16 protein-coding genes and 4 pseudogenes are annotated in these 17,399 nt (G+C 60.1%); 12 read left to right on the top strand and 8 right to left on the bottom strand.

The genetic code is table 11. The annotated features are described in order from the left end of the window. Positions 1 to 16 precede the first annotated feature (16 nt). Entirely contained in the window at positions 17 to 289 is a 273-nt protein-coding gene (locus tag ACHMW6_RS25530; RefSeq protein WP_395401023.1) for an aldo/keto reductase, read from the top strand. 58 nt (positions 290 to 347) lie between these two features. On the opposite strand, the pseudogene ACHMW6_RS25525 reads toward ACHMW6_RS25530, so the two are convergent. After that, positions 348 to 831, bottom strand: a pseudogene (locus ACHMW6_RS25525) (arsenate reductase ArsC). Between the two features lie 28 nt (positions 832 to 859). Beyond that, positions 860 to 1,198 (bottom strand): ArsR/SmtB family transcription factor, encoded by a 339-nt coding sequence (locus tag ACHMW6_RS25520; RefSeq protein WP_395401021.1) that lies wholly within the window; start codon positions 1,196 to 1,198, stop codon positions 860 to 862. Between the two features lie 344 nt (positions 1,199 to 1,542). Here ACHMW6_RS25520 and ACHMW6_RS25515 point away from each other — a divergent pair, with 344 nt between their 5' ends. Continuing rightward, positions 1,543 to 2,814 (top strand): dicarboxylate/amino acid:cation symporter, encoded by a 1,272-nt coding sequence (locus ACHMW6_RS25515; RefSeq protein WP_395401019.1) that lies wholly within the window; start codon positions 1,543 to 1,545, stop codon positions 2,812 to 2,814. Here the strand turns inward: ACHMW6_RS25515 and ACHMW6_RS25510 are convergent. Continuing rightward, the gene (locus tag ACHMW6_RS25510; RefSeq protein ID WP_395401017.1) at positions 2,765 to 3,235 is read right to left on the bottom strand and encodes an Lrp/AsnC family transcriptional regulator; all 471 of its coding nucleotides are present in this window, start codon (positions 3,233 to 3,235) and stop codon (positions 2,765 to 2,767) included. The genes ACHMW6_RS25515 and ACHMW6_RS25510 overlap by 50 nt on opposite strands. A gap of 134 nt (positions 3,236 to 3,369) precedes the next feature. On the opposite strand from ACHMW6_RS25510, the gene metC reads away from it, so the two are divergent. The 10 genes and pseudogenes from metC to ACHMW6_RS25460 form a co-directional block, all read left to right on the top strand. Then, entirely contained in the window at positions 3,370 to 4,590 is a 1,221-nt protein-coding gene (gene metC / locus ACHMW6_RS25505; RefSeq protein ID WP_395401015.1) for a cystathionine beta-lyase, read from the top strand. Positions 4,591 to 4,685: 95 nt separating this feature from the next. Further along, a complete protein-coding gene (locus ACHMW6_RS25500) occupies positions 4,686 to 7,124 on the top strand; it encodes a TonB-dependent receptor plug domain-containing protein (RefSeq protein WP_395401013.1) in 2,439 nt (812 codons plus the stop codon). A gap of 76 nt (positions 7,125 to 7,200) precedes the next feature. Continuing rightward, on the top strand, positions 7,201 to 8,943 hold the full coding sequence (ggt, locus tag ACHMW6_RS25495) for a gamma-glutamyltransferase (RefSeq protein WP_395401011.1): 1,743 nt from the start codon (positions 7,201 to 7,203) through the stop codon (positions 8,941 to 8,943). A 28-nt stretch (positions 8,944 to 8,971) separates the two neighbouring features. Continuing rightward, positions 8,972 to 9,763 (top strand): hypothetical protein, encoded by a 792-nt coding sequence (locus ACHMW6_RS25490; protein ID WP_395401009.1) that lies wholly within the window; start codon positions 8,972 to 8,974, stop codon positions 9,761 to 9,763. A 32-nt stretch (positions 9,764 to 9,795) separates the two neighbouring features. Further along, positions 9,796 to 10,776: an amino acid ABC transporter substrate-binding protein gene (locus tag ACHMW6_RS25485; RefSeq protein ID WP_395408709.1), complete on the top strand. Its 981-nt coding sequence runs from the start codon at positions 9,796 to 9,798 to the stop codon at positions 10,774 to 10,776. Between the two features lie 18 nt (positions 10,777 to 10,794). After that, complete coding sequence (locus tag ACHMW6_RS25480; RefSeq protein WP_395401007.1) at positions 10,795 to 11,913, top strand: amino acid ABC transporter permease; 1,119 nt, start codon at positions 10,795 to 10,797, stop codon at positions 11,911 to 11,913. Beyond that, the gene (locus tag ACHMW6_RS25475) at positions 11,910 to 12,917 is read left to right on the top strand and encodes an amino acid ABC transporter permease (RefSeq protein WP_395401005.1); all 1,008 of its coding nucleotides are present in this window, start codon (positions 11,910 to 11,912) and stop codon (positions 12,915 to 12,917) included. Before ACHMW6_RS25480 ends, ACHMW6_RS25475 begins: the two co-directional genes overlap by 4 nt. Then, a complete protein-coding gene (locus tag ACHMW6_RS25470) occupies positions 12,910 to 13,677 on the top strand; it encodes an amino acid ABC transporter ATP-binding protein (protein ID WP_395401003.1) in 768 nt (255 codons plus the stop codon). The genes ACHMW6_RS25475 and ACHMW6_RS25470 overlap by 8 nt, the downstream gene beginning before the upstream one ends. A gap of 62 nt (positions 13,678 to 13,739) precedes the next feature. Beyond that, on the top strand, positions 13,740 to 14,045 hold the full coding sequence (locus ACHMW6_RS25465) for a hypothetical protein (RefSeq protein ID WP_395401001.1): 306 nt from the start codon (positions 13,740 to 13,742) through the stop codon (positions 14,043 to 14,045). A 236-nt stretch (positions 14,046 to 14,281) separates the two neighbouring features. Further along, positions 14,282 to 14,575, top strand: a pseudogene (locus ACHMW6_RS25460) (membrane dipeptidase); the annotation flags it as partial. Between the two features lie 164 nt (positions 14,576 to 14,739). Here the strand turns inward: ACHMW6_RS25460 and ACHMW6_RS25455 are convergent. The 5 genes and pseudogenes from ACHMW6_RS25455 to ACHMW6_RS25435 form a co-directional block, all read right to left on the bottom strand. Continuing rightward, a pseudogene (locus ACHMW6_RS25455) lies at positions 14,740 to 14,906 on the bottom strand (integrase core domain-containing protein); the annotation flags it as partial. Between the two features lie 330 nt (positions 14,907 to 15,236). After that, a complete protein-coding gene (locus ACHMW6_RS25450) occupies positions 15,237 to 15,689 on the bottom strand; it encodes a copper-binding protein (protein ID WP_395400999.1) in 453 nt (150 codons plus the stop codon). A gap of 69 nt (positions 15,690 to 15,758) precedes the next feature. Then, on the bottom strand, positions 15,759 to 16,406 hold the full coding sequence (locus ACHMW6_RS25445; RefSeq protein WP_395400997.1) for an outer membrane beta-barrel protein: 648 nt from the start codon (positions 16,404 to 16,406) through the stop codon (positions 15,759 to 15,761). Between the two features lie 7 nt (positions 16,407 to 16,413). Next, a pseudogene (locus tag ACHMW6_RS25440) lies at positions 16,414 to 16,908 on the bottom strand (outer membrane beta-barrel protein); the annotation flags it as partial. A 270-nt stretch (positions 16,909 to 17,178) separates the two neighbouring features. Beyond that, a complete protein-coding gene (locus ACHMW6_RS25435; protein WP_395400995.1) occupies positions 17,179 to 17,397 on the bottom strand; it encodes a hypothetical protein in 219 nt (72 codons plus the stop codon). Positions 17,398 to 17,399 lie beyond the last annotated feature (2 nt).

Raw genomic sequence — 17,399 nt, 5'->3', positions numbered from 1 at the left:
TATTGGCCTCGGTTGCATGTATCTTTGCCATGCCTATATCGAGCTGGTATCAGCGCCCGAGGTGGAGCGGCCATGGCTGGCGGCGCTGGACCTGGGTGTCACGCATTTCGATACCGCTGCGCTATACGGCTTTGGCGCCAGCGAGACTATGGTGGGGCGGGTACTATCGAAGCACCGCTCGCGCTTTACGCTGGCCAGCAAATGTGGCATGGACTGCATCGCCGGTCCTGGTGGCGTCAAGCGCCCGCGTAATCGATGGCCGTCCCGAAGCGATCCACCGCATCTGTGAGAGCCCCTTACTGTATTTGCAGACGGACGTAATCGACCTCTATTGCTTGCACTGCTGGTTAGCGCTCCTGCGTGGTTTTGCCGATTCGGTCTAGTTCCATCTTCAGGTTGTCTGGACATTTTTTTAGCTCATCCAGGGGCAGTGCCAGAAAGGCCTCGATGCGCGCGCAGAATGCGGTAGGCGGTCATGAACCCAGCTTCGATTTCTTCTTCGCTACCGGTGACATGGCCAGGATCTTCCACACCCCAGTGGATGCGCATCACAGGGCCCAGATATGCAAGGCAGGTCTCGCCCGCTGCGCTTGCGCAGACTGTGACCACGATATCGGGCGTCGCCGGCAGGTTGTCCCTGGACTTGCTGAAATGCCCTTCCGTCGAAATGCCTTCGCAGGCAAGCAGGGCGAGGGAGCGCGGGCGAACACGGCCAGCCGGCTGGCTGCCAGCACTCATTGCCTTCCAGCCTGCTGGTGCGAGATGGTTGAAAGTAGCTTCGCCCAGGATCGAGCGGCAGGAATTACCTGTGCAGAGAAAGAGAACGTTCATGGCGTTGCGGTCCTTGGTGGTTGAAGTGTCAAGCCAATGTGGCGTCGCTGGCGCGGTCCTGAGGGAGTGGCGGCGAGCAGGGTACGTTGCCACAGCAACTGTCGGTCGGAAATGCGATCAGCCAATTCATGGTTGCGAAATTTGCAGCGTAGATGACGAAGCGGCCTTCCTGGCGCGGGATGATCAAGCCCGCGTGGGTCAGCTCTTTCAGGTGAAAGGAGAGCGAGGAGGGGAGCACGCCGAGTTGTTCTGCGATCTTGGTAGCGGCCATACCAGCCGGCTTGAGTTGCACCAGCAAACGAAACACCGCCAACCGTGAGTCCTGAGCCAACGCAGCGAGCGCGCTAATTGCCTCCGTTGTGTTCACATCTATCTCCTGCTTCGATGATACGACCATATTTGTATATTCGAAATATGGAAGCGAATCCGGAAATGGAGGGGGCTAAAGCTTCGGTTCGCCGCGCTGGCCTTGAAAGGTTAAATGGGTAATATTTTCTAATAATGACGATATTCAGAGAGAAATATAGCAACATTTGCTCATTCGTCACAGCTAAACTAATGGCTTGGCGGAATCCGCCTGCCTGCGCCCCCGCAGTGCTGCAACTACCGATGCAGCGGCTGCGTGCCGATGTCGTTCCTCCTGCCGGATTATCGCTGGCACCTGTTCCACGGCCGCACCTTCCCCCATCCGCAACGTCGAAGGATCGCCGCATGAACAAGCAGAACAAACTGACCCTGTACATCATGGTCGCCCTAGTACTCGGCCTGGCAGCCGGTTATGCATGTAACCGGCTTATGGCCGATCCGGTCGCAATCGCCGGGCATCTTACCCTGGTCAGTACACTGTTCTTGCGTCTGATTAAGATGATTCTGGCGCCATTGGTGTTTGCCACGCTGGTCGTGGGCATCGCAAAGATGGGAAGTGCCAGCGAAATCGGCCGCATCGGCTTAAAGGCAATGAGCTGGTTCCTATTGGCGTCGGCGGTCTCGCTCGCGCTCGGTCTGTTGATGGTTAACCTGTTCCGTCCCGGAGATGCGCTGGTTGGCCACGTTCCCGCTGTAGGCATCGCCACGGGCCTGACGGCAACCAGCCTGTCGGCTGCCGAATTCATCGCCCATCTGGTGCCGACCTCAATCGCAGATGGCATGGCACGCAACGAAATATTGCAGATCGTCGTGTTTTCGATCTTCTTTGGCTGCGCTGCCGCCGCGGTCGGCAAGCCGGGCAAGATTCTGATCGACGCGGTCGAAGGCCTGGCGCAGGTGATGCTGCGTATGACTGGTTACATCATGCAGTTCGCGCCGTTGGCGGTGTTCGCTGCGGTGGCGGCGACGATCGCGCGCGGTGGCATCGGTGTGATGGCGACCTATGGCATGTTCATGCTCGAGTTTTTCGCCAGCATTGTACTGCTGTGGGTGATCTTGATTGCGGGTGGCGCGATGATCTTGGGTAGGCGCATATTGGCCTTGCTGGCGCAGATCCGCGGGCCAGTGCTGCTGGCGTTTTCCACGGCGTCGAGCGAGGCGGCTTTTCCGAAGACACTGGAAGGGCTGGAGCACTGCGGTGTGAGTAACCGCATCGCCGCGTTCGTGCTGCCGATCGGCTATTCGTTCAATCTGGATGGTTCAATGATGTACTGCACCTTCGCGACCATGTTCATCGCCCAGGCCTACGGCATGTCCTTGTCGGCAGGACAGCAACTGACCATGATGCTGATGCTCATGCTGACCTCGAAGGGCATGGCCGGTGTACCGCGCGCATCGCTGGTCGTGATTGCCGCGACACTGCACCAGTTTCAACTACCGGAAGCCGGCTTGTTGCTTCTGCTCGGTATTGACCACTTCCTCGACATGGCACGCTCGGCGACCAACGTGATCGGCAACAGCATTGCAACCGCGGTGGTGGCCAAGTGGGAGGGGGAATTGGATCCGGTCACCCCTTTATGTGAGCGTAATGCAAGGGAAGTGCCGTCGTGTGCTTGACCACTTCCATTGCGAAACTCGAACTGACGTCAAACAGATCGACCACCTTGATGAGTTTCTTGTAGACCTCGTCGTAGCCTCTGATGTCGGGGACCATCACCTTGAGCATGTAATCAATGTCGCCGCTCATCCGATAGATCTCGATGATTTCCGGAATGTCGCGTGCGCCGCTGACGAAGCGTTCGGTCCATTCGCGATTGTGCAGGTTGGTGCGCACCGCGACGAAGGCGGTGAGGCCAAGGTTGAGCTGTTCGGGATCGCACAAAGCGACCTGGCGCTGGATGACGCCATCCTCTTGCAGCTTCTGGATGCGCCGCCAGCACGGCGTGGAGGAGAGGTTGATGGCCTCGGCCAAAGTGGCAAGCGGGGCGGAGGCATCCTCTTGGAGGAGCGATAAAATTTCAAGATCTTTCTTATCCATTTCATTTCGTTCCATGTAAGTTGAATTTGTGAGTATTATTTTCTAATACTAATTTAAAGAATGCAAATTTTTGCAAACCGATTCTAGCCGCGCCGTCTTACACTGAGCACTTATTGGCCCAATTCATCGAAAACATGGAAAATCCTTCTACTCGCTTCAGGCACCCCGAAACCGCGCTCGGTCATGAGCTGATCAACCCTGCGGACTACGGCGGCGTGGTCAATCCGCCGGTGTATCACGCCTCGACCGTCACCTTCCGCGACATGGCCGATATGGAGCAGCGCGAAGCGGCGATGTTGCGCGGCGACGACGTGCTCTGGTACGGCCGCAAGGGCACTCCGACCGCCTTCGCGTTGCAAAACGCGATTGCGGCGCTTGAAGGCGGCCACCGCTCGCTGGTGCTGCCTTCCGGGCTGGCGGCCTGCACCAGCGCGATCTCCGCCTTCGTCAAGGCCGACGATCATATTCTCGTCAGCGACACCGTATATGGCCCAACGCGCCATTTCGTCAAGACCGTGCTGGCGCGTTACGGCGTCGCTGCCACCTTCTATGATCCCTTGGTGGGCGCCGGCATCAAAGCGCTGATGCGGCCGAACACACGGCTAGTGGTCGTCGAGTCGCCGGGCTCACAAACCTTTGAGATTCAGGACATCCCGGCGATCGCCGATGTCGCGCACCGCCACGGAGCCCTGGTCGTGATGGATAACACTTGGGCTACGCCCTTGTATTTCAAACCGTTCGAGCATGGTGTCGATGTATCGGTGCAGGCGGCAACCAAATACATCGTCGGCCATTCCGATGCAACGCTGGGCGTGATCACGGCCAACCGCGAGCACTGGCCGGTGCTGCGCGAGTACGTGCTGACGATCGGACAGACCGCCGGCCCGGATGACCTCTACCTGGCGCAGCGCGGCTTGCGCACAATGGCGCTGCGGCTGGAGCGCCACTGGAAGAGCGCCCTGGAAGTGGCGTCCTGGCTGGCTGCGCGGCCCGAGGTAGAGCGGGTCCTCCATCCGGCGCTGCCAGGGGACCCTGGTCATGCGCTCTGGAAGCGCGATTTCCGCGGCGCTTCTGGTCTGTTCAGCATCGTGCTCAAGCCCTGCGGCGACACCGCCGCGCGCGCCTTCGTCGACCGCCTCGAACTGTTTGCGCTGGGCTTTTCCTGGGGCGGTTTCGAAAGCCTGATCATGCCGTTCGATGGCGCCAGTGGCCGCGAGGCGAGCCGTTGGCAGTACACCGGCCCAGCTTTCCGCTTGCACATCGGCCTGGAAGCGCCCGCCGATCTCATGGCCGACCTGGCCCAAGGTTTCGTAGCACTGAAGAAAGCTGCACACGCCGATGCGGTATCGGCGTGATGCGGTCAACCAACCAAGAGGGAATGATGAACAGAAATCAGCAAGGGAAACCAAGGGTACTTCGTCTGCGTGCGCTGGCTTTGACGATTGCTTCATTGTACGCGGCCGGTCCAGCCTGCGCGCAAGACTCAAAGGCGGATGGCGCACCTGCCGCCACCGTGGTGGTGACGGGTACGCGGGTGTCGAACCGGTCGGTGCTCGATACCGCCTCGCCGGTCGATGTGGTGTCGGCGGAGTCGCTCGGGAACGTGGGCGTTACCGAAGTCAGCCAGTCGCTAGCGAACGCGCTGCCGGCGCTTAATTTTCCACGTCCGGGCCTGACCGACGCCACCGATACGGTGCGGCCTGTGACCCTGCGCGGGCTGGCGCCCGATCAGGTGCTGGTACTGGTCAATTCGAAGCGCCGTCATGCGGCGGCGCTGGTGAATGTCAATGGTTCGGTTGGACGCGGCTCGGCTTCGGCTGACTTGAACACGATCCCCTCGGCCATCATCGGCAGCGTTGAAGTGCTGCGCGACGGCGCCGCCGCCCAGTACGGGTCGGATGCAATTGCTGGTGTGATCAACTTCCGCCTGCGCGAAAATCGCAGCGGTGGCTCGATGTTCGTCAATGCCGGGGAGCGCAAGACCGACTACGCCTTCAACACCGGCGCACCGCCCGCTGGACTGGCGCTGAACATCCCTAAAACCCGCAGCCGGACCGATGGCGGTACCGTGACCGTGGGCGGCTGGAAAGGCTTTAGTCTGGGCGAGGATGGCTTCTTGACGGTGGCCGCCGAGTTTAAGAAACAGGAGCACACCGAGCGCAGCGGTTTCGATCTACGCCAGCAATATCCGCTGGTGAACAAAGCCTTTGATTCGCGTGAGCTGACCATCAACCGTTACGACACCTGGTACGGCGAGCCGGAACTGAGGCAGGCGACCTTTTTTGCCAATGCCGGTACCATCATGGCCGGCGGGCGAAAGGTGTACGCTTCGGCCAGCTATCAGCGCCGCGAGTCAGAATCGGCAGGCTTTTTCCGCCGCCCGCTGCAGGATGAGAACATTCTGTCGATTTATCCCGACGGCTACATGCCGATCATCGCGCCGACCGTCGACGATTACAGCATGGCCGGCGGCACCAGCTGGAGCGAGGGTGGCTGGGACTACGACGCCTCGATTGGCTTTGGCAAGAACAAGATGTCGTTCGAGGTCAAGAACAGCCTGAACCGATCGATCGGCCCGACCAGCAAGACCAATTTCGACGCCGGCGGCTTTTCGTACGAACAGCTGGCACTGAACTTCTCGGCCGTGCATCCGGTGGAGATGGCGGTCTTTGCTGCGCCGCTCAACGTGGCGCTGGGCGCCGAGCTGCGCAAGGAGAACTACACGCTCTGGGCGGGCGAACCCGATTCCTACCGCTATGGCGGGGTGAAATTGGCGAGCGGCACGCCGGCGCCGGCTGGCGCCCAGGTATTCCCGGGTTACACCCCGGACAATGCGATCGATAGCGGGCGTCATTCGATGGGCGCCTTTGTCGATCTCGAAACCAAGCTCACCTCGCAGCTGCTGATCTCGCTGGCGATGCGCGGCGAACACTACTCCGACTTCGGCAACAACGTGACCGGCAAGCTGGCCGCACGCTACGATTTCTCGCCGATGCTTGCCCTGCGCGGCTCGGTGCAGAACGGCTTCCGCGCGCCGTCGCCGCAGCAGCAGTTCTATACCTCCACTTCGATGACGTTCATCGATGGCGCGGCCTTCAACATCGCAACCTTCCGTCCTTCCGACCCGGTGGCGATCGCGCTGGGTGCCAAGCCGCTCGACGCTGAACGCTCGCGCAACTACTCGCTTGGCACGGTGCTGCGCCTGGGCCCGGTCAGCGTGACGGCCGACGCCTATCGTATCGACATCACCAACCGAATCGTGTTGTCAGAGAACCTGACCCAGACGAATGTCCGCCAGTTCCTGGAAAGCAAAGGCTATACGGGCGTAGGGGGCGGACGCTTCTTCATCAATGGCGTCGACACCCGCACCGAGGGCATCGACATTGTGGCGAACGTACCGCTCAAGACCGTCTCGGCCGGCCGTTTCGACTTCACGCTTGCGGGCAACTACAATAAGACCGAAGTGCTGCGCGTGCCGGTGACCGCGCAACTTGCCGCATTGAACCCGGCACCGACCCTGTTCGGCCGCTCGAACGTGCTCGGCCTGGAACGCGGTCAGCCGAAGAACAAGTTCAGCGCCACGGTCGAATGGAAGGGGCAGCAGTGGGGCAGTTCGTTGAACGTGACGCGCTATGGCGAAGTCCTGTCGGCCGGCAGCACCGCGGCGACCGACTTTGTGATGACGCCCAAGGTCATCGTCAACCTTGAGGGCCGCTACGCCGTCAGCAAGGAAATCAACCTGGCATTTGGTGCGGACAACTTGTTCGACGTGTATCCCGATATGCTGCCGGCCTCGCTCAATTCGACCGGCGCTGCGCCTTACTCGAACCGTTCGCCGTTCGGCCGGGCCGGGCGCTTCCTGTATGCGCGCCTGAGCTACAAGTTCTGATGACACGGGGCGCGGCGCGGGCCGCGCCCCATTTTTTTCACGGGAGAGCAGATTGAGTAAGCGGAATTGGATAGGAATGGCCACGCTGGTGGTTGCCGCTGGCACGGGCGGCATGGCGCATGGCGCGTCAGCGCCGGCAGTGGAGGCGCGCAACGGCATGGTGGTCAGCGCCCAGCACCTGGCATCCGAGGTGGGCGTCGAGATCCTGAAAAAGGGCGGAAATGCGGTCGATGCGGCGGTGGCCGTGGGCTATGCCGAGGCGGTGGTCAATCCATGTTGCGGCAATATCGGTGGCGGCGGCTTCATGACGATCCACCTGGCCGACGGGCGTGAGACTTTTTTCAACTTCCGTGAGCGCGCTCCAGCGGCAGCTTCCGCGGCGATGTATCTGGATGCAAACGGCAATGTTGTCGATGGCGCCAGCTTGCGCGGTTACAGCGCGGTCGGCGTGCCGGGCTCGGTGCTGGGACTGGACGCGGCGCTGCGTAAATATGGCAAGCTGTCGCGTCGGGAGGTGATGGCGCCGGCGATCAAGCTCGCGCGTGAAGGCTTCATCTTGCGGCGCGGTGACACGGACATACTCGATACCAAGGCGGACGGTTTTCGCAATGATCCGGCGATGGCGCGGGTGTTCCTGCGTCCGGACGGCTCGCGCTGGCAACCGGGGGACCGGCTTGTGCAAAAGGATCTGGCCACGACGCTCGAAGCGATCGCGCGGCGCGGGCCGGACGCGTTTTACAAAGGTGGCCTGCCACAGGCGGTCGAGCGGGCGGCCCAGGCGGGCGGCGGCATCATCACCGCAGCGGACTTCGGCCAGTATACGATCGCCGAACTAAAGCCGCTGTATTGCAGTTACCGGGGCTACGAATTTGTCTCGGCGCCGCCACCAAGCTCAGGTGGCGTCACGCTGTGTCAGATCTTGAATATCCTCGAAGGGTACGACTTGCGCGGGCTGGGCTTTCATTCGGCCGCATCCGTACACTTGATGACCGAGGCGATGCGCTACGGCTATCGTGACCGCAACGCCACACTGGGCGATCCGGACTTTATCGACAACCCGCTCGCTCATTTGCTCAGCAAGGATTACGCGGCCCAACTACGTGCCACCATTGACCCGGACAAGGCAAGTCGTTCGGCGGCCTTGCCCGCCGTCTTCGCCCAGCATGAAAAGCCAGAGACCACGCACTACGCGGTCATTGACAAGGATGGCAATGCGGTTTCGACGACCTATACCATCAATGGCCGCTTTGGCGCGATGGTGATGGCGCCGGGCACCGGCGTGGTGCTGAACAACGAGATGGATGATTTCACCGTGAAGGAGGGGGCGCGGAATATGTTCGGCCTGGTGCAAGGCGCAGCCAACGCGATCGCACCCGGCAAGCGACCATTGTCATCGATGGCGCCGACCATCGTCAAGAAGGACGGCAAGGTGGTCATGCTGCTGGGCTCGCCCGGCGGCTCGCGCATCATCACCATCACCCTGCAGCTGGCGTTGAACATGATCGACCACGGCATGGCGCCGCAGGAAGCCGTCGATGCACCGCGCTTTCACCATCAGTGGTTTCCGGACCAGGTCTCGTTCGAACGCGGCGGTTTCTCGCCGGATACGCGTAAGCTGCTGACCGCCATGGGCCATCCTCTCCACGAAGAGGGCGGAGGCGGTTCCGCTGAGCTTATCTACGTGGCACCGGCCGAAGACAGTTCTACCGACGTGGCCAGCGCCGGCAACGACGCGGCGGTATCGGGGCGGGTGCGGCGTGGCTACATTTACGGTGCCCATGACGTGCGCCAGCCGGCCGGCGCGGCCGTCGGGTACTGAACACAATCATTCGGACAAGGAGGAAGAGATGAGTTACCAGAAGAAAATGTTTGCGCCCGTTCTGTTTTGCCTGCTACTCTGCGTCAGTGCCCGGGGCGGCGCAGCGCCCGAGCCAGTCCAGACGCCGGACGATGCAGCCTATCTGACGATCGAGGAGGGCGCCTTGCCGCTGGTGCTGTCGGTGCCGCATGGCGGCGATGTGGAGTTTGCGGGCGTGCCTGTACGCACTGGCGGCACCAAGGTCACCGATGACCATGTCAACGAGCTGGCTGCTGCGATCCAGGCGCGCCTCATGGCCAAGACCGGCAAACGGGCCTACCTGGTCGGCGCCAAGGTCAGCCGCAAGTATGTGGATTTCAACCGCGCGGCCGATGCTGCATATGAGAGCCCGGCCGTGGCGCCAGTCTACGAACACTACTACAGCGCCTTGTGGCAGGCGGTGGGTCGGGTTCGTGGTCGCCAAGGTGCGATGCTGATCGACATCCACGGTCAGAGCGCCGACAAGGATGCGGTCTTCCGTGGTACCAAGGATGGCCTGACGGCTGACAACGCGCCCTACTATGTTGTGCCGAATGGGCTGATCTCTGGCATGATCGCGAGTGGCTTGAATGTTCAGCCGACCACGGTGTCGGGCAAGGAAAATCCGGGATTCAATGGCGGCAATATTGTGCGCACCTTCGGCATCACCCAATCGGGCGGACTGAACAGCATGCAACTCGAATTTGGTGCCAATATGCGCCGCGCCGATACCATCAACCACACCGCGGAGACCGTCGCGGACGCGCTCATCGCTTACCTGCGTGCGAACGGGGCCCTATGACACAGCGGTTTCGATGCCCGCTGTTGATCGCTGTGCTGTTTGCCTGCGCCGTGTCGCCATTGGCGCAGGCCGAGCACGTGCTGGCGGCGGTCAAGGCACGCGGCGTGCTCAATTGTGGCGTCAGCGGCGGGGCTCCGGGCTTTTCGACGGTCGATGCGGACGGTAACTGGCGCGGGTTGGACACCGACGTTTGCCGTGCGGTTGCGGCCGCCGTGCTGGGTGACCCCGCGCGCGTGCGCTTCACCGCCACGACCTCGCAGAACCGCTTTGCCGTGCTGCAGGCGGGCGAGGTCGACATGCTATCGCGCATCACCTCGTGGACGCTGTCGCGCGATACCGCGCTGGGCTTGCAATTCGCCGGCGTCGTCTACTACGACGGGCAGGGCATCATGATCCCGGTTCGATTGCAACGTCGCAGTGCCTTGCAGCTCGATGGTGTTCACGTCTGCGTGACGGCAGGTAGTACCAGCGAGAAGAACCTGGCCAATTACTTTCGCCAGCATCGCTTGCGTTACACGCCGGTTGTGTTCGACAACGTTGCTGCCGCGGTCAAGGCCTACAGTACCGGTCGTTGCCAGGCTTATACCTCCGATGTGTCCGACCTGTCTGGCATTCGCGCGAAGATGCCGGACCCGGATGCTCACCAGATCCTGCCCGAAGTGCTGTCCAAGGAGCCGCTGGGCCCACTCGTGCGGCGTGGTGACGACGAATGGTTCGCCATCGTGAAATGGGTGTTGTTCGCGCTGGTGGCGGCCGAAGAGGCGGGCGTCACGCGCGCCAACGTGACGGCGATGACGGCGGGCGCCGCCGATCCGCAGCTGCGGCATATGCTGGGCGACGCGCGGCTTCCCGGTGTGGACGGCCCATGGGTGGCACGGGTCGTGGGCGCAGTTGGAAACTATGGCGAAGTATTCGGGCGCAATTTGGGGGCGGGTTCGGCTCTAAGGCTGCCGCGCGGATTGAATGCGCAGTGGCGCGACGGCGGCTTGATGTACGCCCCGCCCATCGATTGACCGTGACAGGATAGGAATATGAGGGATTTGACTGCTTTGCGCCGCGTGCTGGCAATGATACTGCCGGCGTCTCTAGTAGTGCTAGGTATCGGTTTGGTTGTTCAGCATACAGCCAACAGCCTGGCCGCGCACCAGATTCGCAGCGGCTTTGCGTTCCTCGGGAGCGAGGCCGGTTTTGACCTTGGCGTATCCGTGCTGCGCTTTGACGCGAGCAATAGCTATGCGCGTGCGTTCGCGGCCGGCATGCTCAATTCACTTACCGTGTTTGTTACGGCCAGCTTGCTTGCCACCGTCGCGGGAGTGTCGATCGGACTCGGGCTGGTATCGCCGTCGGCCGGGTTGCGGCGCCTATGCGGCATCTACGTAGAACTGGCGCGCAACCTCCCGGTCGCCTTGCAACTGTTGATCTGGTACGCGATGCTGACGGAATTGCCACCGGCCGTCGACCAGGCCACGCAACTGTGGTCCGGTGTGTTTCTGTCAAAGGGCGGCTTGCAGGTGCCATGGCCGCTGTGGGATGCCGGCTGGGGCCTGCTGGCAGCGTTGTTGATGGCGCTAGCGGCGAGCGCCGTGCTGGCATTGCGAAATGCCGCGTCACGCAGGCGTTTCGTCGTGGGAGGCCTTGTCGTCGCGGCGATGTTGGCGCTGGCTTGCATGAACTGGTGGAAAGGATGGGTCAGCGTTCCGGCGCCGCACGGCTTAAGTGTGAGCGGTGGGTTGGCTCTCTCGCCCGAATTTCTCGCACTGGCAGTTGGGTTGGGCGTGTATGCGGCCAGCTACGTGGCCGAGATTGTGCGCGCCGGAGTGAGCGCAGTGCCAGCCGGGCAATGGGAAGCCTGCATCACCTTGGGGCTTGGGCGCAGCCACGCATTGCGCCACGTGATAATGCCGCAGGCATGGCGCATCGCCATTCCACCGTTGGCCAGTCAATACCTGAATCTGGCGAAGAATTCTTCACTCGGCGTGCTAGTCGGCTATCCCGACCTGGTCGCTGTGGCGAACACCGCAATCAACCAGACCGGCCAGGCGATTGAATGCATCGCAATCATTATGGTAGTGTTCCTGATACTGAACCTCGCCATCGCCACACTGATGCAGCGAATAAACCGTCGCCTGCAATTCCAGGTGCGCTTATGAGCCCGATGCGCTTGTTCACGGTGGCCTTGTGCGCGTTGCTGGCATGGTGCGCGTTCGGCCTGTTCCACTGGGCTGTTGGTGATGCCGTGTTCGCGCCGGACGCCGCGGCCTGCGCGGCGCTTGATCATCGTGCCGCCTGCTGGGGGGTGGTGGCGCACGGTTACCGCGCCATTCTGTTCGGCGGCACGCCGCCCGAGCAGCGCTGGCACGCCGCACTTGCCGCAGGCTTGTTACTGACCTTGCTGACGTTGAGCAGCCTGCCGTCCTGCTGGCGGCGCTGGCTGGGCGCGGTCTGGTCGATCGGACTCGCGGCGATTGCGGCATTGACCACTGCTGGCCAGACTGACGTGCAAAGTTGGGGCGGGTTGCCGCTAACCTTGTTCCTGACAGTGATCGGTTGCGCGGGCGGATTGTTGCTTGGTACGTTGCTAGCGCTCGGGCGAACCGGCCGCAGCCCGGCATTGCGGCGCGCCTGCACCCTGTACATCGAATGTCTGCGCGGCGTGCCGATGATCACGGTGCTGTTCATGGCATCCTATCTGGTGCCTTTGCTGCTGCCCGGCGCCGGATTGTCTCCGCTGGCGCGGGTGCTCGCCGCGCTGGCGCTGTTCGAGGCGGCGTATTTCGCCGAAGTCTTGCGCGGCGGTCTGCAGGCGATTCCTGCCGGCCAGTATGAGGCGGCCGCTGTTCTTGGTTTTGGCTATTGGCAGACTTGCGGCCGGATTGTGCTGCCACAGGTGATGCGAACCATGTTGCCGGCCATCGTCAACAACCTCATCGGCGCGCTGAAGAGCACTTCGCTCGTCGTTGCGGTTGGTCTGCAGGACTTGACCGGCGCGTTGCAGTTCGCACTGGCCGATCCCGCCTGGCGCCCGTTCGCGCTCGAGGCCTACTTGTTCGTCGGCGCTGTCTATTTTGCCTTGTGCTTCCCGCTCTCGCGCTACAGCCGCTTTCTTGAATCACGCTTTCGACCTTCCTCGTCCGGCAGGAGTTTCAATGTCTGAGTCCCTCATTCGGTTCACCGGCATCAACAAGTGGTATGGCCAACATTTTCATGTGTTGCGAGAAATTAGTCTCGAAATCTCGACCGGCGAAACGGTTGTCATATGTGGCCCCTCCGGTTCGGGCAAGTCAACCTTGATTCGCTGCATCAACGGGCTGGAGTCCTTTCAGCAGGGAACGATCACTGTCGGCGACCTCACGCTCGATAGCCAGGGGCGCGAGGTGGAGCGGATCCGGCGCAAGGTCGGCATGGTGTTCCAGCAGTTCAATCTGTTTCCGCACTTAAGTGTGCTTGACAACTTGACGCTTGGCCCGCGCTTGGTGCGTGGACTGGCGCCGGCTGAGGCCGTCGAACTGGCCATGCATCAGCTCGCGCGCGTGCACATCGCGGAGCAGGCGGCCAAGTTTCCCGGACAGCTGTCTGGCGGGCAACAGCAGCGCGTGGCGATCGCGCGCGCCTTATGCATGGCGCCTGAAATCATGCTTTTCGACGAGCCGACTTCTGCGCTTGATCCGGAAATGGTCAATGAAGTCCTGACCGTCATGCGTGAACTCGCCCTTCAAGGCATCACCATGTTATGCGTTACGCACGAAATGAGTTTCGCACGCGCGGTAGCGGACCGTATGGTGTTTATGGATGCAGGTTCGATCATTGAACAGGGACCGCCAGAACAGATATTTGCCCAGCCGAGCAATGACCGCACGCGCGCTTTCCTAGACAAGGTGCGGGGCCACGCGTGCGGCCCGATGGCCGTCTTCTGAAGCGTGCCAATCGCACATACCTGTCATCCAACAGCTTCAGTCCAACTATGTAAGGGTATGCCATGCACGTGAGTTTTGTTCGCCGCAGAATAGTCGGCTATGTGGCGTCTGTGATCGTCACTGGAGTCTTTGCTTCCGCAAACCAATTCGCGTTCGCCCAAGCTGAGTCGATGCTGACGGCACCGATCACGGCTGAAGTCAAGGCAATCCATGCGCAGACTTTGGTCGTCGACCCGCATATTGATATTCCGTTCGACTTTAGCACAGGCGGGCATGATCCACGGCTGGACGGTGACATGCGTTTCGACTTCCCCAAGGCCCGCCGCGGCGGCATTGGCGCCGTCGCCATCGCGCTCTATGTACCGTAGGGGCCATCTTCCCCTGAGGGCTATATCAACGCACAGGGCAAGCTCGACCTCAAACTACGTGCGCTCAAGACGAGTGCCCTCTGCAATCGAGACCAGATGGAAATTGCGCTGTCGCCAGATGATGTCCTCCGAATTCACCGTTCAGTAAAATTGGCCGTCGTCGTAAGCTTCTTGAACGCGTATTTCCTTGGTGCGAATCTGGCGCAGATTGACCGACTTTACGGGGAAGGGGGCGCATTTTTGGCTTTGTCCATGCAGGCAATAACGCACTTGCCGATTCGTCGCGGCCTTCTGGGCTTCCTGGTGAGACTTGGGGAGGGCTGTCTGCGCTCGGCCGGGCTGCCGTCAAGTGGCTAAATGAACTCGGCATTTTGATCGACATTTCGCAGTTATCGCGAGCGGCTGCTCTCCAGACGATTGCGGCATCTCGTGCCCCTGTGACTGCCTCGCATTCTGGCGTGCGGAGTTTAATCAATCACCCGCGCAGTCTCAGTGATGAAGAACTTACGGCCTTGGTGGCGAACGGCGGGGTGATTGCCATTAACGCTTATAAACCGTATTTGAAGACGATCCCTGCCGCCCAGCTAGAAGTCCTTGACCTTGCTCCACTCGGCATTGGCGGCAGCGGACTGGAAGGATTCGAGGCTGGGCGAAACGAATTTGCCGTCGCGGTTTTTCAGCTCGGTGGTGGTCATCTTGTTCTGCTGTAGTAGCCAAGCCAGTCGTCGACGTCCGCCTGCAGCTCGTCGATGTTCGATAGATCTTGCGCCGGAACGCCACTTGGTAGAGCTTCTGCAGGATGGCCTTGTGGAAGCGCTCGCAAATGCCGTTCGTCTACGGGGGCCGAACCTTCGTCTTTACGCTGCACATGATCATCACTTCCAGCAAACTCTTACTTCCGTGATTGCGTCGACGTCCGGGCAATCAACGTTTGCGGCGCGCGTTGGACTTCCTGCGGCACGCCATCGAGAAACTCTTGTCTTGGTTCGAGCGCGGCGGGCGCCTCTGACCTCTGAGCCAAAGAAGCAAGACAACGATCAGCATTGCCTCGATCGCCCAGAGCAACAGGATGCTATTGGCGACCTCAATAGGAATCCAACGTCCATTAATATTCATGGGTGCCTCGCCAATTTTCGCCAGGGATGCAACGGCAACTTAGCAACCGTGCTCAGTCCGCGCCCGCCAACGCTATCAATTTACTGCAATGACGACATAGTCTTGCCCGTTCTTCGTGAACTCGACATGAACCTTCTTGCCGACTGCAAGCCGTTCGTACAACGACTTGTCTTTGACGCCGAACTTCATCGTCATGGCAGGCCAGTTCAAACTCTTGATAGCTTCATGGGCAAGCGTTACTCGCGCCTTGGATCGGTCGACCGCTTTCACCACGGCTTCGGCTTCGTAGCTCATTGCCTTAGTACTTTCTTTGTGCTGCACGCCGCCTTTTTCATTCATCATTGCTTGACATTTCTGCATGTCCATATCCTTCATGTTCATGCCCTTCATATCACTGTTCTTCATGGCCATGCATTTTTGCATGTCCATGTCCTTCTCCATGCCCTTCATGCTGCCGGGCTGCTGCGCGCTAGAGAGGCCGGATGCGGCCATCGCCAAAATTAGGGAAATTGTTGCGGTGCGACTCATAGCAGTTCCTTTCAGTGGTAAGAAATTTGAAATCAATCAAGAGAGCGGAAATTAGTTGTGCGAATTCGATTAGAAAATCAACGTGGCTCCTATGCCGTACGTAAGTTGTGATCGTCCACTGCGAAACCGGTTTCCATTTGTGAAGAAATCAGCAGTTGAACGGTCGTAACGCACTTCGGGTCTCAGCATGATCAGGGTCGTTGGCGCGACCGCCACCTTGGTATTCCATGTGAGCGTGTATCCCTGCATAGTCTGAGCGAGCCCCGTTGTGAAGCCATCAGGGTCGCGATAGTCTTCGATCCGCACGGTTGGTTCGAACGTATCGTTGATCTTGTATCTGGCATAGAGAGTCGTTCCGTACCATCGCGCATCGTTGCCGTTTGCTGGCGGAACACGTGCCTCTCTTGCGCGGTCATAGTTCAGCATGAAAGTAAGCCGATTAAAAGGACCGGCGGTCAACTGCATGTCGAATAACTTCCTTCGATTGGCGGTGTTGTTGTTCTGCTCCGGTCCCTCCAAATAGTTGGCAACGATGGACAACCAAGGCGTCGGAGTCCAGCCGACGCTCGGTCCCCACGACTTTCCCGAGTTGTTGTCGCTCGTGACGTTCCAGCCTTGCACTATGTAGAGTTCCGTGTACAGCGTGTCGCTCCATGCATAGTTCAAGCGTACCCCAGTGTCCTGAAACGGTATTGCGTAGGTATAAAAAGAACGCATGAGAATAGTTCCAATTCTTCGCAGTCTCGATCGTTTCAGCGCCGATATGCGTCACCAGTTTTCCGGCATCAAGACGCAAACCACTACCGATCGGCGCAAGATAGCTGATGGAAGCATGCTGGATGTTTTTGCCAGGACCGACAACGGTGCTTCGCGAGGCAGTGGGACCTATCGCGCCACGTATCGTATTTGCGATCGTGTTCTGAGTCTCGCCGGCAGCCAGGTCAAGCTTGAAACCGAAACCGCCAACGGCGGGAATCTTTTCGATCTCGATTTCCGCAAGCGAGAACGATGGGCGGTTACGTTGAATGTCGAAGGTCCGTCCTTCAATGCTCACGTTCGATCCTTTCACCGCCGACGCCCCCTGGTTCGCATCCACAGTGGCGCGGTCAGGGCGGTTGCGGTTGTTTACGTAATACCCGTCAATCCAGCCGCGCACCTTCACTCCCGACAGCCAGCTTTCTCCCGTGAGCGCGCCGGCATCTTTGGCATCGGCTGGCATCCAAATGCCAGATACGGGCCATGCTGCCGCCGCTGACGAGGATTCGGGTTTCACTGGATCGGTACGTTGCGATTGCGCAGACGAGGCATCAACGAATATCATCAACAAGGAAATGGACGTCAGTTGTGTCGTTTTGTTCATGGCCGTTCTCCAGGATTTGTTGGGATGGATCTGCTGCATGAGACTCTGTTCGCGATGTGCACAACAAGACCATCGTCGATTCACTCGGAAATTCCCAAGGGAAGAACCCTTGGGGAAATCGCGTGGCGCTTATTTATTCGGATCTTGCGACGATTTCTCGGCATTCTCCTTGGCTTTCGCTTCCTGTTTGGCACGCAGAATGCGTTGCTTGTTTTCCCAGGGCGTTGTTTGCGCGCGCGGGCCGTGATCGAGTGGCAGCGCAAGACGTTTCGGTCCGTCCGTACTGGCACAAGCCGTCAGGATCATGGCGGTGCCAAGGGTTGTCAATGTAGTGAAGAGCTTGTTCATGA

The sequence above is a fragment of the Pseudoduganella sp. UC29_106 genome (genome assembly GCF_044055365.1).
Taxonomy (GTDB): domain Bacteria; phylum Pseudomonadota; class Gammaproteobacteria; order Burkholderiales; family Burkholderiaceae_D; genus Rugamonas.
Note: the sequence above shows the minus strand (reverse complement) of the source record. Positions and strands in the feature narration are given on the sequence as shown.